We start from the raw sequence: 13,750 nt of genomic DNA, 5'->3' as shown, positions 1-13,750 counted from the left end.
GTAAAGAGATCGCCTTCGAAGTTCTGCTTCGAGGGCGTTTTTCTTTGGGGCCTGCGTCGTTTCTGCGTGATCGGGGTCAGATCCCTTTTCCCGTGGAAAAGGGATCTGACCCCGGGCCCGCACCTTGCACCAGCGCGGTGCAGTCGCTATCATCAGCGGCCTAGCAATACCCCTGAAGGTGGCCTCCCGGCGGGAGTCCAGACCCGGAAGGAGGGCCGCAACCGGCAGGCAATGCAGGTTGCAACCGGAATCCAGTCACCGGAGTCTTTCCGGAAAAGGGGCCCAGCGGGCCCTTTGTCGTTTCCGGGGCGTCATGTTTTCACGCCGGCCAAGGCCGGCACCCAACCAAGAGATCAAGGCAGGCTGTGAGCGACAAGGCAACCGACATCGCGAATCTGCTCGCCCCGACCGTTGTGTCGCTGGGCCTGGAGCTGCTGGGCGTTGAGTATCTGCCGGCCCCCGGCGGTGCGACCCTGCGCCTTTACATCGACGTGCCGCTGGCTGAACAGCCCGAGCGCATCATCAATGTCGACGACTGCGAGCGGGTCAGCCGCGAAGTGTCGGCGCAGCTGGACGTCGAAGACCCGATCAGCGGCAATTACACGCTGGAAGTGTCCTCGCCGGGCGTGGACCGGCCGCTGTTCAACCTGGAGCAGTTCGCTCGCCACCAGGGTGAGTCGGCCAAGGTCACGCTGAAGCTGCCGCAGGACAATCGTCGTCGCCTGCAGGGCCGTATCGAGGCGACCGACGAGGTTGCGGGCACCATCACCTTCATCGTCGACAAGACCGAAGTGGTCGTGTCGGCCGACAACATCGACAAGGCACGGATCATGCCCGACTGGGTGGCGCTGGGGCTGGCCCCGAGCAAGCCGACCGGTCCGGCACCGAAGCGTCCGAAGCCGAACACGAATTCTTCTTCCAACGAGCCGGCGGCAAAGAAGCCGCGCGCGGAGTGAGCCAATGAGCAAGGAACTGTTGCTGGTAGTCGACGCGGTCGCCAACGAGAAGGGCGTGCCGCGTGAAGTGATCTTCGATGCCATCGAGGCCGCCCTGGCCTCGGCAGCGAAGAAGCGCTATCCCGACGAGGAAGTGCTGACCCGCGTGGTCATCGACCATAAGGATGGCAGCTACGAAACCTTCCGCCGCTGGGAAGTGGTGGCCGATGACGTTGTCATGGAATCGCCGGACCGCCAGATCCGCCTGATGGACGCCGTCGATGAAGCCGAAGGCGTGGACGTCGGCGACTACATCGAAGAGCAGATCGAGAACCCGGACTTCGGCCGCATTGCTGCCCAGGCCGCCAAGCAGGTCATCGTCCAGCGCGTGCGCGAAGCCGAGCGCCAGCAGGTCGTGGATGCGTGGAAGGATCGCGTGGGTGAGCTGATCACCGGCGTGGTCAAGCGCGCCGAGCGCGGCAACATCTATGTCGACCTCGGTGGCAACGCCGAAGGCTTCATTCCGAAGGACAAGGGCATTCCGCGTGACGTGCTGCGCGCCGGTGACCGCGTGCGTGGCTACCTGGCCGAAGTGCGCTCGGAGCCGCGTGGCCCGCAGCTGTTCATCAGCCGCGCCGCCCCGGAATTCATGATCGAGCTGTTCAAGCTGGAAGTGCCGGAAGTCGGCCAGGGCCTGGTGGAAATCAAGGCCTGTGCCCGCGATCCGGGCGACCGCGCCAAGATCGCAGTGCTGGCGCACGACCAGCGTACCGATCCGATCGGTGCCTGCATCGGCATGCGCGGTTCGCGCGTGCAGGCCGTGTCCAACGAGCTCAATGGCGAGCGCGTGGACATCGTGCTGTGGAACGACAACCCGGCCAACTTCGTCATCAACGCGATGGCGCCGGCCGAAGTGCAGTCGATCATCGTCGATGAAGACAAGCACTCGATGGACCTGGCTGTTGCTGAAGACCGCCTGGCCCAGGCGATCGGCAAGGGCGGCCAGAACGTGCGCCTGGCCAGCCGCCTGACCGGCTGGCAGCTCAACGTGATGACCCAGGACCAGGTCACCGCCAAGTCGGAGGCCGAGCAGGCTTCGGCCCGCCAGCTGTTCATGGACAAGCTGGAAGTGGACGAGGAAATCGCCGGCATCCTGGTCAGCGAAGGCTTCGGCACCGTCGAGGAAATCGCCTATGTCCCGGTCGGCGAACTGCTGGCCGTGGAAGGTTTCGACGAGGACATCGTCGAAGAGTTGCGCGCTCGTGCCCGCGATGCGCTGCTCAATGAGGCCCTGGCAGTCGAGGAAGGCCTTGAAGACGGCCAGCCGGCGCAGGACCTGCTGTCCCTGAAGGGCATGGACGAAGCCACCGCATATGCGCTGGCCGGCCACGGCGTGCGTACCAGCGAGGACCTGTCCGACCTGGCCGCCGACGAGGTCATGGACTTCGGCATCGAAGGGCTGGATCAGGCGCGCGCCGCTGCGCTGATCCTGGCTGCCCGTGCCGAGGAGATCGCCCGACTGGAACGCGGCGAATGAGCCGGCAATGAACAGGGCCCTGAGCCGCTCAGGGCGTAGAATCCGCGCCACCTCCAGATGCGGGGGGGCGCCCACAAGATCATAGGATCCGAATGTCGCAGCAAACCACCATCCGCAAGCTTGCCGAACTGGTCAACACGCCGGTCGAAAAACTGCTGGAACAGCTGGCCGGTGCCGGCATGAAGTTCAGCGGTCCCGACCAGGTCGTGACCAGCTCCGAGAAGGTTAAGCTCCTGGGCTTCCTTCGTCGTTCGCACGGCAAGCCCGAGCAGGCCCCGGAAGAGTCCGATCAGTCTGCAAAGAAGATCACGCTCAACCGCCGGAAGCAGCAGGAAGTGACGGTCAATTCCGGTCGCAGCAAGACGACCGTGAATGTCGAGGTGCGCCAGAAGCGTACCTACGTCAAGGATGGTGCTCGCGCCATGACCCCGGACGAAGAGCGCGCCGACATCCTGCGCAAGCTGGAAGAGTCGCGCGCCCGCAACCTCGCCGAACAGCAGGCCCTGGCCGAGAAGGATCGTCTGCGCGACGAAGCCATCGTCCGTGCCCGTGAGGAGGAAATTGCCGCCAAGGAACGCGCCGAGGCCGAGAAGAAGGCTGCCGAGGAAGCTGCGGCTGCCGCCAAGGCCGCCGAGGCGCTGGCTGCCAGCAAGCCCAGGCGCGCTCCCATTGACGAAACCGCGCCGCGCCCGCCGCGTACCCCGGCTGCCGCCCCGGCCGCGCCGCGTGGTGCACAGCCGGCACCGCCGCGCAACGACGACCGCAACAACCGCAGTGCGCCGCGCAATGAGCGTGGTCCCGGCGATCGCTTTGCCGGCCAGATGCACCTGTCGGCTGCCGACCGTGCGCGTCGCGGCAACAGCAACAACAGCAATTCCCGTGGGCGCCCGGGTGGCCGCAACCAGTCCGGCGGCCGTCGTGACATGTCGCGTGGTGGTAGCAACGCCGGTCCGCACGCCTTCGAGCGTCCGACGGCACCGGTGGTGCGTGAAGTGGCGATCGGCGACACGATCACCGTGGCCGACCTGGCGCAGAAGCTCGCGCTGAAGGGCGGCGAGGTGGTCAAGGCGCTGTTCAAGATGGGCGTGATGGCCACCATCACCCAGTCCATCGACCATGACACCGCCGCGCTGGTGACCGAGGAACTTGGCCACAAGGCGATCCGCGCCAACGACAACGACGCCGAAGACGCGCTGCTGGCCTCGACCGGTGAAAACCAGGGCGAAGCCACCCAGCGTCCGCCGGTGGTCACCATCATGGGTCACGTCGACCACGGCAAGACCTCGCTGCTGGATTACATCCGCCGCACCAAGGTCGCCACCGGCGAAGCCGGCGGCATCACCCAGCACATCGGTGCCTACCACGTGGATACGCCGAAGGGCGTGATCAGCTTCCTGGATACCCCAGGCCATGCTGCCTTCACCTCGATGCGTGCGCGTGGTGCCAAGCTGACCGACATCGTGGTGCTGGTCGTGGCCGCCGATGACGGCGTCATGCCGCAGACCAAGGAAGCGATCCAGCACGCCCGTTCGGCGGGTGTGCCGCTGATCGTGGCGATCAACAAGATCGACAAGTCCGACGCCGACCCGATGCGGGTCAAGAACGAGCTGCTGTCCGAACAGGTCGTGTCTGAAGACTTCGGTGGTGACACCCAGATGGTGGAGATCTCGGCCAAGACCGGCCTGGGCATCGACGACCTGCTGGACGCCATCTCGATCCAGGCCGAACTGCTGGAACTGAAGGCCGTCGATGAAGGCCGCGCCTCGGGCGTGGTGATCGAATCGTCGCTGGACAAGGGTCGTGGCCCGGTTGCTACCGTGCTGGTGCAGCAGGGCCGCCTGAAGAAGGGCGATTACCTGGTGTGCGGCATCCAGTACGGCCGCGTGCGTGCGCTGTTCGACGAGACCGGCAAGCAGCCGGAGTTCGCCGGTCCGTCCATCCCGGTGCAGGTCCTGGGCCTGTCCGGCGTGCCGGAAGCCGGTGACGACTTCGTGGTGGTCGAGGACGAGCGCCTGGCCAAGGACGTTGCCCAGCAGCGCGAGACCAAACGTCGTGAATCGCGCCTGGTCGCCACCGCTGGCAGCCGCATGGAAGACATCATGGCGACCCTGGGCAAGGGCGAGGGCCAGCAGGTCCTCAACCTGGTCATCAAGGCCGACGTGCAGGGTTCGGTGCAGGCGCTGAGCCAGGCACTGGTCGCGCTGTCCAACGAAGACATCCGCATCAACGTGATCCACTCCGGCGTGGGTGGCATCACCGAATCGGATGCCAACTCGGCCGCCGCTTCGAAGGCCACCGTCATCGGCTTCAACGTGCGTGCGGACGCTTCGGCCCGTCGCATCATCGAATCCAACGGCGTCGACCTGCGTTACTTCTCGATCATCTATGACGTGATCGATCAGGTGAAGCAGGTGGCCTCCGGTCTGCTGGGCGTGGAGATCCGCGAAGAGATCATCGGTATCGCCGAGGTCCGCGACGTCTTCCGCAGCTCCAAGCTGGGCGCCGTCGCCGGCTCGATGGTCATCGAGGGCGTGGTCAAGCGCAACAAGCCGATCCGCGTGCTGCGCGACAGCGTGGTGATCTTCGAGGGCGAGCTGGAATCGCTGCGTCGCTTCAAGGAGAACGTCGAGGAAGTCCGCAACGGTACCGAATGCGGTATCGCGGTGAAGGCCTACAACGACGTCAAGCCGGGTGACCAGATCGAGTGCTTCGAGCGTATCGAAGTGCCGCGCACCCTGTAATGCTGTACTGGGCCGGCCCTCACGGGTCGGTCCGCCCCCTGGTGGGGCCCGACCTTGGTCGGGCCGCTCCTCCTGGTAGGGCCCGACCCTGGTCGGGTCACATTCAAATCAAGAGCCCGACCGCGTGCCCAAGACTTTCCATCGAACCGACCGTGTCTCCGCCCAGCTGCGCCGTGAACTCGGTACCCTGGTGCACAACGCCGTGCGCGAGCACGGGTTGCCCTCGGTGAGCGTGTCCGACGTGGAAATCACCCGCGACATGGCCCATGCCAAGGTGTTCGTCACCGCGCTGATGCCGGAACGTTCGGCTGAAGCCGTGGCAGGCCTGAAGGAACTGGGCTATCGCCTGCGCATGGACCTGGCCCGTGCGATGAAGCTGCGCCACGTGCCGGAGCTGCATTTCCACTACGACGACTCGGTCGACCGTGGTGAGCACATCGACAACATCCTGCGCGACCTGCCCGATACGCTGGCCGCCGAGAAGCGTCGCGAGAGCGACGAAGAATAAGCTAGCGCCGGGCCGATGCCCGGCGTCTTTCCATTCCGGCAACGCGAAGCCCCTGCGGGCCGCGGTGCGGCAGCCGAGCATGGCCCGGCTCTACACACTCCTGTCATGACCCGAATTCAGTTCCGCCGCCTGGATGGCATCCTGCTGCTCGACAAGTCGACCGGCATGAGCTCCAACGCTGCCCTGCAGGTGGCGCGCCGCCTGTTCCGCGCCGAGAAGGGGGGCCATACCGGCAGCCTCGACCCGCTGGCCACCGGCCTGCTGCCGCTGTGTTTCGGCGAGGCGACCAAGATCGCCGGCCTGCTGCTGGGTTCGGCCAAGGCCTACGACGCCGAGATCGTGCTCGGCCAGACCACCGATACCGACGATGCCGAAGGCCAGGTGCTGCTGCAGCGCCCGGTGCCGGCGATCAGTGCCGAGGCCCTGCAGGCTGCGCTGGCGCCGCTGACCGGCCGCATCCGCCAGCGTGCCCCTATCTATTCGGCGCTGAAGCAGGGCGGTGAACCGCTGTATGTGAAGGCCCGCCGCGGTGACGTCATCGAAGCGCCCGAACGCGAGGTGCAGGTGCACGCCATCGAGGTGCTGGAGCAGCAGCCGGAACGGCTGCGGCTGCGCGTGACCTGTGGTTCCGGCACCTATATCCGCAGCCTGGCCCGCGACCTCGGCGAAAGCCTGGGCTGTGGCGCCCACATCAGCGCGCTGCGCCGGCTCTGGGTCGAGCCGTTCCGCGAGCCTGCCATGGTCACGCTGGAGCAGCTGCGGGCGATGGTCGAGGCCGGTGACGAGGCCGGCATGGATGCGTTGCTGCTGCCGCTGGCGGCCGGCCTGGCTGAATACCCGCGGGTCGACCTGGACGCCGACCAGGTCCATCGGTTCTGCGTCGGCCAGCGCCAGCGCGACCTGTCCTGGCCGCGGGGCCTGGTGGCCGTGTTCGGTCCGGACGATGCTGTCCAGGGTCTCGGCCAGGTCGACGAGAGTGGCCTGCTGGCCCCGCAGCGCCGTTTCAACCTCTGACCTGGGCCTGCCGGTTCAGCCCCGGTCCTTGTCCCGGGAGCCCCCGACCGTTACAATTTCGCGGCCGTTTTCCGGCAACCTGCCTCGCGCAGGTTTCATCCTCGTAGTCCACGGCGAGCCTGGCGGTGCGCGAAGCGCGTTCCTGCCGGCCACGCATCACAGAGAAAAAAGAAATGTCGATCGACACCCAGAAGGTCATTGAAGACAACAAGCGCAGCTCGGCTGACACCGGCTCCCCGGAAGTCCAGGTTGCACTGCTGACCGCCCGCATCGAACTGCTGACCGGCCACTTCAAGACCCACAAGAAGGACCACCACAGCCGCCGCGGCCTGCTGCAGATGGTCAACCGCCGTCGCAGCCTGCTCGACTACCTGAAGAAGAAGGACGTCGAGCGTTACAAGGCCCTGATCGAGAAGCTTGGCCTGCGTCGCTAAGCAACGAATCCCCCGCGGCGCAGCGATGCGCCGCGGTTTTGTTTTGTAGTACCGCAATCCCCGATTCAGGCCGGAACGATCCGGCCACCCGCTGGCGGCAAGGGTCGCCGACGGTCCAAATTCGCAGACAGCATCCCCAAGGACACCCTCCGTGGCAAAAATCACCAAAACCTTCCAGTACGGCAAGCACACCGTCACGCTTGAGACCGGCGAAGTCGCCCGTCAGGCCAGCGGCGCCGTCATCGTCAAGATGGACGACACCGTACTGCTGGTCACCGCCGTCGCCGCCAAGAGCGCGCGCGAAGGGCAGGACTTCTTCCCGCTGACCGTCGATTATCAGGAAAAGTTCTACGCCGGCGGCCGCATCCCGGGTGGTTTCTTCAAGCGCGAAGGCCGTGCCACCGAGAAGGAAACCCTGATCTCGCGTCTGATCGACCGTCCGATCCGCCCGCTGTTCCCGGAAGACTACAAGAACGAAGTGCAGATCATCGCCACGGTGATGTCGCTGAACCCGGACGTGGACGGTGACATCCCGGCCCTGATCGGTGCTTCGGCTGCCCTGGCCCTGGCTGGCACCCCGTTCATGGGTCCGATCGGCGCGGCCAAGGTCGGTTACAAGAACGGCGAGTACATCCTGAACCCGACCGTCAGCGAACTGGCTGACTCGCAGCTGGAGCTGGTCGTCGCCGGTACCTCCAACGCCGTGCTGATGGTTGAATCCGAAGCCGCGCTGCTGTCCGAAGAAGTGATGCTGGGCGCCGTGACCTTCGGTCACCGCGAAATGCAGAAGGTCATCAACGCGATCAACGAGCTGACCGTCGAAGCCGGCACCAAGCCGTCGACCTGGGAAGCCCCGGCCAAGAACGACGCGCTGATCTCCGCCCTGAAGGAAGCCATCGGCCCGCGCCTGGGCGAAGCCTTCCAGGTGCGTGACAAGCTGCAGCGCCGTGACGCCATCTCGGCGATCAAGAAGGACGTGTTCGAAGCCCTGGCCGGCCGCGTGGCCGCCGAAGGCTGGAACCCTGCCGAGCTGTCGAAGGAATTCGGCGAGCTGGAATACCGCACCATGCGTGACTCCGTGCTGGACACCAAGGTCCGCATCGACGGCCGTGCGCTGGACACCGTCCGCCCGATCGCCGTGAAGACCGGCGTGCTGCCGCGTACCCACGGTTCCTCGCTGTTCACCCGCGGTGAAACCCAGGCCATCGTGACCATCACCCTGGGCACCGCCCGTGATGGCCAGGTCATCGATGCCGTTGCCGGTGAGTACAAGGAAAACTTCCTGTTCCACTACAACTTCCCTCCGTTCTCGGTGGGTGAGTGCGGCCGCATGATGGGCCCGAAGCGCCGCGAAATCGGCCACGGCCGCCTGGCCAAGCGCGGTGTACTGGCTGTCATGCCGTCGCTGGAAACCTTCCCGTACACCATCCGCGTTGTCTCGGAAATCACCGAGTCGAACGGTTCCTCGTCGATGGCGTCGGTCTGCGGTTCGTCGCTGGCCCTGATGGACGCCGGTGTGCCGGTGAAGGCGCCGGTTGCCGGTATCGCCATGGGTCTGGTCAAGGAGGGCGAGCGCTTCGTCGTCCTGTCCGACATCCTGGGTGACGAAGATCACCTGGGCGACATGGACTTCAAGGTGGCCGGTACCGCTGAGGGCATCTCCGCCCTGCAGATGGACATCAAGATCGAAGGCATCACCGAAGAAATCATGAAGCAGGCTCTGCAGCAGGCCAAGGCTGGCCGTCTGCACATCCTGGGTGAAATGGCCCATGGCCTGACCGCTCCGCGTGAAGAGCTGTCGGACTACGCGCCGCGCCTGCTGACCATCAAGATCCACCCGGACAAGATCCGCGAAGTGATCGGCAAGGGTGGTTCGACCATCCAGGCCATCACCAAGGAAACCGGCACCCAGATCGACATCCAGGATGACGGCACCATCGTCATCGCTTCGGTCAACGCGATCGCTGCCCAGGCCGCCAAGGCCCGCATCGAGCAGATCACTTCGGACGTCGAGCCGGGCCGCATCTACGAAGGCAAGGTTGCCAAGATCATGGACTTCGGTGCGTTCGTCACCATCCTGCCGGGCAAGGACGGCCTGGTCCACGTGTCGCAGATCTCCAGCGAGCGCGTCGAGAAGGTCGGCGACAAGCTGAAGGAAGGCGATGTGGTCAAGGTCAAGGTGCTGGAAGTCGACAAGCAGGGCCGCATCCGCCTGTCGATGAAGGCCGTGGAAGAAGGCGAAGGCGCCAGCGCCGAATAATCGGTACTGCTGATTGTGCGGTGGGTGAGGACCGTTGGTCCTCACGCTTTCGTAAATGAAAAAGCGGGCTTCGGCCCGCTTTTTCTTTGCCTGCGATCCGGCACCGCCGCGCAGGTATGCTTCGCCCATGGACACCCTTCGCCTGCTGGACCTGGACATCGATCGCCCGGCGCAGCGGGTCAGCCGGGCAGGTGAAGATCTGCCCGTTGCCGGCCTGAGCTGGACGCTGTTCGACGTGCTGCTGGCACACGGCACCGATGTGGTGGATTTCGACACGCTGGCCGCGCAGGTCTGGGCACCGGCGGTGGTGGGCGAAGATGCGGTCAGTCAACGGGTCAAACTTCTGCGCCAGGCGCTGGGCGATGACAGCCGTCGGCCGCGCTACATCCGTTCAGTACGTGGGCGCGGCTATCAGCTGTGCGTGCAGCCGGTGCAGATCACCGCACTGCCTCCCCGGTCCTGGTGGGGCCGCGGGGCGGGGTGGGGCCTGGCGGTCGTTGCAGTGCTGGGCATCGCCGCAATGCTGGCGTGGTGGTGGTCACGGCCGGCAGCGCCCGGCGCGGCGCAGACGCTGCTGCAGCGTGCCGATTACTACGCTGGCATCGGCCAGGCCAGCAACAACGAGCGGGCCATCAGCCTCTACCGGCAGGCACTGCAGGCCGATCCGGAGTCCGCGCTGGCGCGGCGTGGCCTGTCACGTGCGTTGGCGGCGCAGGGCTGCCTGTTCAACGGCACGCCGGAACAGATGAAAGAGGCGCTGGCGCTGGCCGGCGAGGAGCGCAGGCGAGCGCCGCGCGATGCCGCTGCGCAGGCCCTGTGGGGCTATGCGCAGGATTGCCTCGGCAACATGCGGCAGGCCATGGCCGGTTACGCGCGTGCCCTGGCGCTGGAACCTGGCGACGAACGCAGCCGTGCATCGCTGGCCTACCTGCGGCAGGAGCGCGGCGAGCTGGCCTTGGCGCTGCGCGAGAACCTGTCACTGAAAGCGCCCGAGCGCGTGCGCTTCCGTGACGTGCAGGTAGCGCGCGAGCTGGAACTGCTGGGCTTCACCCGGGCGGCGGCGCAACGCCACGCGCGCAACTTCCAGCTCTACCCGGACAACCTCTTCTCCAATATCGCCTGGCCACGCAGCCTGTATCTGGCCGGCGCGCCGCATCAGGCCAGGCAGGCACTGGACGAAGCGCTGGCGCGCGGCACGCCGCATCCGCAGCTGCTGCGGTTGAAGGGGGAGTTGGCGCTGCTGGCTGGTGATCCTGCGACGGCAGCTGAGGCGTTCGAACGTGGTCGCCAGTTGCGGCCCCAGCAATCACTGGGCCAGACGCTGGCCGCCCTGTACGGCGCGCAGCCGGTGCAGGCCGGGTGGATCAGGCAGCGGCTGCAGCGGCTCAACACCAGCGAAAGCGGTAGCGATGGCTGGTCCGACACAGCTGTGGAGCGGGCACTGCTGTTGCAGGCCAGCGGACGCGAAGACGAGGCCGTCACGGCATTGCAGCAGGCCGTCGACGACGGCTTCCGCGACGTGGCGTGGCTGCGCGCCACGCCACTGTTCGTGCCCCTGCATGGCGCCCCGGGCTGGCCGGCGCTGCTGGAGCGCATCGATGCCGACATCGCCCGGCAGCGTGCGCAGGTGCTGGCCGCCGCGTGGCGCCCGGATGATCTCGCCACCCTCAGCGCAGCGCCGGCAGCAGGAACTCGGTGAGGATGCGCCGCGACTGCGGATGGGCGAAGGAGCGGTTGAAGGCCTGGCTGGTGACCACCGCCACCACGCGCCGATCGGGAAGCACGAACACATAGTTTCCGCCATTGCCGGACATCGCCCACACGGTGCGGGGCGAACCCTGCACATCGAGCTTCAGGCCCCACCACTGGTATCCGTAGTTGCTGCCATCGGGCGTGGTGGCCTGCGCCTGCACCATCGCCTCGATGTAGTCCTTCGGCACGAGCTGGCGCCCCTGCCAGCGGCCACCGTTGAGTACCAGCTGGCCGAACCGCGCCAGGTCGCGTGTGCGGTAGCGAGTGCCACCGCCGCCCATGCCGATGCCGTCCGGTGAGCGGTTCCACTGGCTGTGGGTGATGCCCAGCGGCTGCTCCAGCACGTGCGTGGCATAGTCCGCCAGGGGGCGGCCGCTGGCCTGTTCAAGCACGGCCCCAAGCACGAACGGATTGGCGGTGCAGTAGGCGAACGCGCGGCCATGCGGGCTGTCCTGCGGCCGCTGCATCCACGGCGCAAAGCCCTTCACCGGCAACGACAGCGCGAAGTCCAGCCACTTCTCGGTGACGTACATGCGCTCTTCGTGGCCGGCCGAGAACGGGTTTTCGTCATCGCACTCCCACAGGCTGCTCATGGTCAGCAAATCCTGCAGGGTGGTGGCGCGCAGGCGCGGGTCGATCGCGTGCTGCGCGGTGAAGGCCGGGAAGTAGTCGTACACCCGGGCCTGTACGCCGGGCAAGCGTCCCTGGCCGATGGCGGCACCCACCAGCAGTGCAGTCACGCCCTTGCTGACCGAACGCACGTCGTGCAGGGTCTGTGCATCGGCACCGTTGAAGTAACCCTCGTAGACCACCTTGCCGTCGACCTGCAGCAGCACGCTGCGGATCTGCTTGAGTTCATCGTGCGCAATGGCCTGCTGCAGCATCAGCAGGCGTGCCGGATCCGGAGGCGCGGCGCGCGTGGTGAAGGGCTGGGCACCCATGGCGCAGAGCAGGGTGAGGACGGGCAGGATCGAACGCATCGGCGGACTCCATCGAAAGGGAGGCCGATTGAGCCAGCGACCCGGCTGAAGTGCTGGAAAACGGCCTGAAGAATTCTGAAGGCCTTGTGCGACAGTGCCGCCGCCTGCTGCAGGTCGCCGTCTTCGATGTTGTCATGGTCGGTGCCCACGTCCATGCACGGTTGAAGATCCACAGCTGCCTTGGCCGAGGCGCGAGCCCGTGGATGCAGCGTCGGCGCGTGTCCTGCTGCAGTGCATGAGGGTCGTTGCATGTCTGCCGAGTTGTCGTCACCCGGCGGGATAAGCCTGTCCGCTGGACGACATGCCGCGACATCCGTACCGCAGGCACATCGGTTTGCTAACGTGGCTGCGCCTTCGAACCGGGAGATTCCATGTTCCGCCAGACAGTGGCCGTCCTTGCCGTGCTGATTGCCGGTGCCTTGCCCATTGCCGCGCATACCGCGCCGGCGCAGCCGCCGATCTTCGGTGCCTACTACCCGGGTGGCTCGGCCGAGCGCTATCCGGTATCGAACATTCCGGCCGAGCGCCTCACGCATCTGTTCTATGCGTTCTCCACCATCGAGGACGGGCGATGCACGGTCGGGGCGGAAGCGCCGAAGAACTTCGCCGCGCTGGCTGAGCTCAAGAAGGCGCACCCGCATCTGCGCACGCTGATCTCCATTGGTGGCTGGGGTGCAGGCGGGTTCTCCGATGCGGCATTGACCGAGGCCAGCCGCAAGCGCCTGGTCGACTCCTGCATGGCGCTGTTCTTCGATCGTCATGCCGGCAGCTTCGACGGCGTGGACATCGACTGGGAGTTCCCGGTCAGTGGCGGGCCGAAGGAGCTGGCGCACCGCCCGCAGGACCGCGCCAACCTGACCCGGCTCACGCAGGCATTCCGCCAGGCACTCGATGCGCGCGGTCGCAAGGTGGGGCAGCCGAAGCTGCTGACTGCCGCGTTGGCCGCCGGTCGCCTGCAGACCGATGGTCCCTACGATCCGGCAGCGAGCTACGACCTGCCGGCGCTGGCCAAAGTGTTCGATTTCATCAACCTGATGAGCTACGACATGGGTACCGGCTTCTCGGCGGTGTCGACCTTCAACGCCCCCTTGCATGAAGTGCCGACAGATCCGTTGGCGCCGGAACTACGGCGCTGGAACAACGTAGCCGGCGCAGTGCAGTACTACCGCGAGCACGGTGTGCCGGCCGACAAGCTGGTCCTGGGCGTGCCGTTCTACGGTCGCGGCTTCAAGGTCACCGGCGATGGACCGGACGGCCTGTACCAGGCCTACAGCGCACCGGCTGACGCAGGCGACTGGCGGGTCATCAAGGCGCGCTATCTCGATCAGCCGGGGTGGACGAAGCACTGGCAGCCGCAGGCGCAGAGCCCGTGGCTGTACAACGCCGGGCAGAAGGTTTTCATCAGCTATGAAGACCCACGCTCGATCGGGCTGCGTGCGCAGTTCGCCCGCGAGCAGGGCCTTGCCGGGGTGTTCATGTGGGAGCTGACCGGCGACGACGAGCAGGCCAGTCTGCTCAACGCCATGCTCGGCCCTTGGCAGAAAGCGCGCATCGGCGATTGAGTCCGTCCTTCGCAGTGTCGAGCTTGC

Annotated in this window: 10 protein-coding genes; 9 read left to right on the top strand and 1 reads right to left on the bottom strand. The window is 66.2% G+C overall.

Translation table 11 applies throughout. The annotated features are described in order from the left end of the window. The first annotated feature begins 365 nt into the window (after positions 1–365). The 8 genes from rimP (at position 366) to V3B30_RS09060 (ending at position 11,128) form a co-directional block, all read left to right on the top strand. A complete protein-coding gene (gene rimP, locus V3B30_RS09095; RefSeq protein WP_100473464.1) occupies positions 366–956 on the top strand; it encodes a ribosome maturation factor RimP in 591 nt (196 codons plus the stop codon). A 4-nt stretch (positions 957–960) separates the two neighbouring features. Continuing rightward, positions 961–2,472 (top strand): transcription termination factor NusA, encoded by a 1,512-nt coding sequence (gene nusA, locus V3B30_RS09090; protein WP_005410449.1) that lies wholly within the window; start codon positions 961–963, stop codon positions 2,470–2,472. Positions 2,473–2,564: 92 nt separating this feature from the next. Then, positions 2,565–5,213, top strand: coding sequence for a translation initiation factor IF-2 (gene infB, locus V3B30_RS09085; RefSeq protein ID WP_262082781.1), 2,649 nt, complete (start codon positions 2,565–2,567; stop codon positions 5,211–5,213). A 124-nt stretch (positions 5,214–5,337) separates the two neighbouring features. Next, positions 5,338–5,721: a 30S ribosome-binding factor RbfA gene (gene rbfA / locus V3B30_RS09080; protein WP_005410447.1), complete on the top strand. Its 384-nt coding sequence runs from the start codon at positions 5,338–5,340 to the stop codon at positions 5,719–5,721. 105 nt (positions 5,722–5,826) lie between these two features. Next, positions 5,827–6,735 carry a tRNA pseudouridine(55) synthase TruB gene (gene truB, locus V3B30_RS09075; protein WP_262082780.1) on the top strand — a complete coding sequence of 303 codons (909 nt, stop codon included), beginning with the start codon at positions 5,827–5,829 and terminating at the stop codon, positions 6,733–6,735. Positions 6,736–6,908: 173 nt separating this feature from the next. Next, entirely contained in the window at positions 6,909–7,169 is a 261-nt protein-coding gene (gene rpsO / locus V3B30_RS09070; RefSeq protein WP_005410445.1) for a 30S ribosomal protein S15, read from the top strand. Between the two features lie 151 nt (positions 7,170–7,320). Beyond that, positions 7,321–9,429, top strand: a complete 2,109-nt coding sequence (gene pnp / locus V3B30_RS09065; RefSeq protein WP_262082779.1) for a polyribonucleotide nucleotidyltransferase — start codon at positions 7,321–7,323, stop codon at positions 9,427–9,429. A gap of 127 nt (positions 9,430–9,556) precedes the next feature. After that, entirely contained in the window at positions 9,557–11,128 is a 1,572-nt protein-coding gene (locus V3B30_RS09060; protein ID WP_262082778.1) for a winged helix-turn-helix transcriptional regulator, read from the top strand. On the opposite strand, the gene V3B30_RS09055 is transcribed toward V3B30_RS09060, so the two are convergent. Further along, on the bottom strand, positions 11,097–12,161 hold the full coding sequence (locus V3B30_RS09055; protein WP_262082777.1) for a serine hydrolase: 1,065 nt from the start codon (positions 12,159–12,161) through the stop codon (positions 11,097–11,099). The two genes, V3B30_RS09060 and V3B30_RS09055, sit on opposite strands and share 32 nt — an antisense overlap. 371 nt (positions 12,162–12,532) lie before the next feature. Here V3B30_RS09055 and V3B30_RS09050 point away from each other — a divergent pair, with 371 nt between their 5' ends. Further along, a complete protein-coding gene (locus V3B30_RS09050) occupies positions 12,533–13,723 on the top strand; it encodes a glycoside hydrolase family 18 protein (RefSeq protein ID WP_262082776.1) in 1,191 nt (396 codons plus the stop codon). The last annotated feature ends 27 nt before the right edge of the window (positions 13,724–13,750 follow it).

The sequence above is a fragment of the Stenotrophomonas sp. SMYL41 genome (assembly GCF_036319965.1).
GTDB classification, from domain to species: domain Bacteria; phylum Pseudomonadota; class Gammaproteobacteria; order Xanthomonadales; family Xanthomonadaceae; genus Stenotrophomonas; species Stenotrophomonas maltophilia_R.
This window is presented reverse-complemented; position numbering and strand designations above follow the sequence as displayed.

Excerpts from the sequence above, each read along its gene's own strand:
- nusA (WP_005410449.1), top strand. The coding sequence starts at position 961 with ATGAGCAAGGAACTGTTGCTGGTAGTCGACGCGGTCGCCAACGAGAAG.
- infB (WP_262082781.1), top strand. The coding sequence starts at position 2,565 with ATGTCGCAGCAAACCACCATCCGCAAGCTTGCCGAACTGGTCAACACG.
- truB (WP_262082780.1), top strand. The coding sequence starts at position 5,827 with ATGACCCGAATTCAGTTCCGCCGCCTGGATGGCATCCTGCTGCTCGAC.
- rpsO (WP_005410445.1), top strand. The coding sequence starts at position 6,909 with ATGTCGATCGACACCCAGAAGGTCATTGAAGACAACAAGCGCAGCTCG.
- V3B30_RS09060 (WP_262082778.1), top strand. The coding sequence starts at position 9,557 with ATGGACACCCTTCGCCTGCTGGACCTGGACATCGATCGCCCGGCGCAG.
- V3B30_RS09055 (WP_262082777.1), bottom strand. The coding sequence starts at position 12,161 with ATGCGTTCGATCCTGCCCGTCCTCACCCTGCTCTGCGCCATGGGTGCC.
- V3B30_RS09050 (WP_262082776.1), top strand. The coding sequence starts at position 12,533 with ATGTTCCGCCAGACAGTGGCCGTCCTTGCCGTGCTGATTGCCGGTGCC.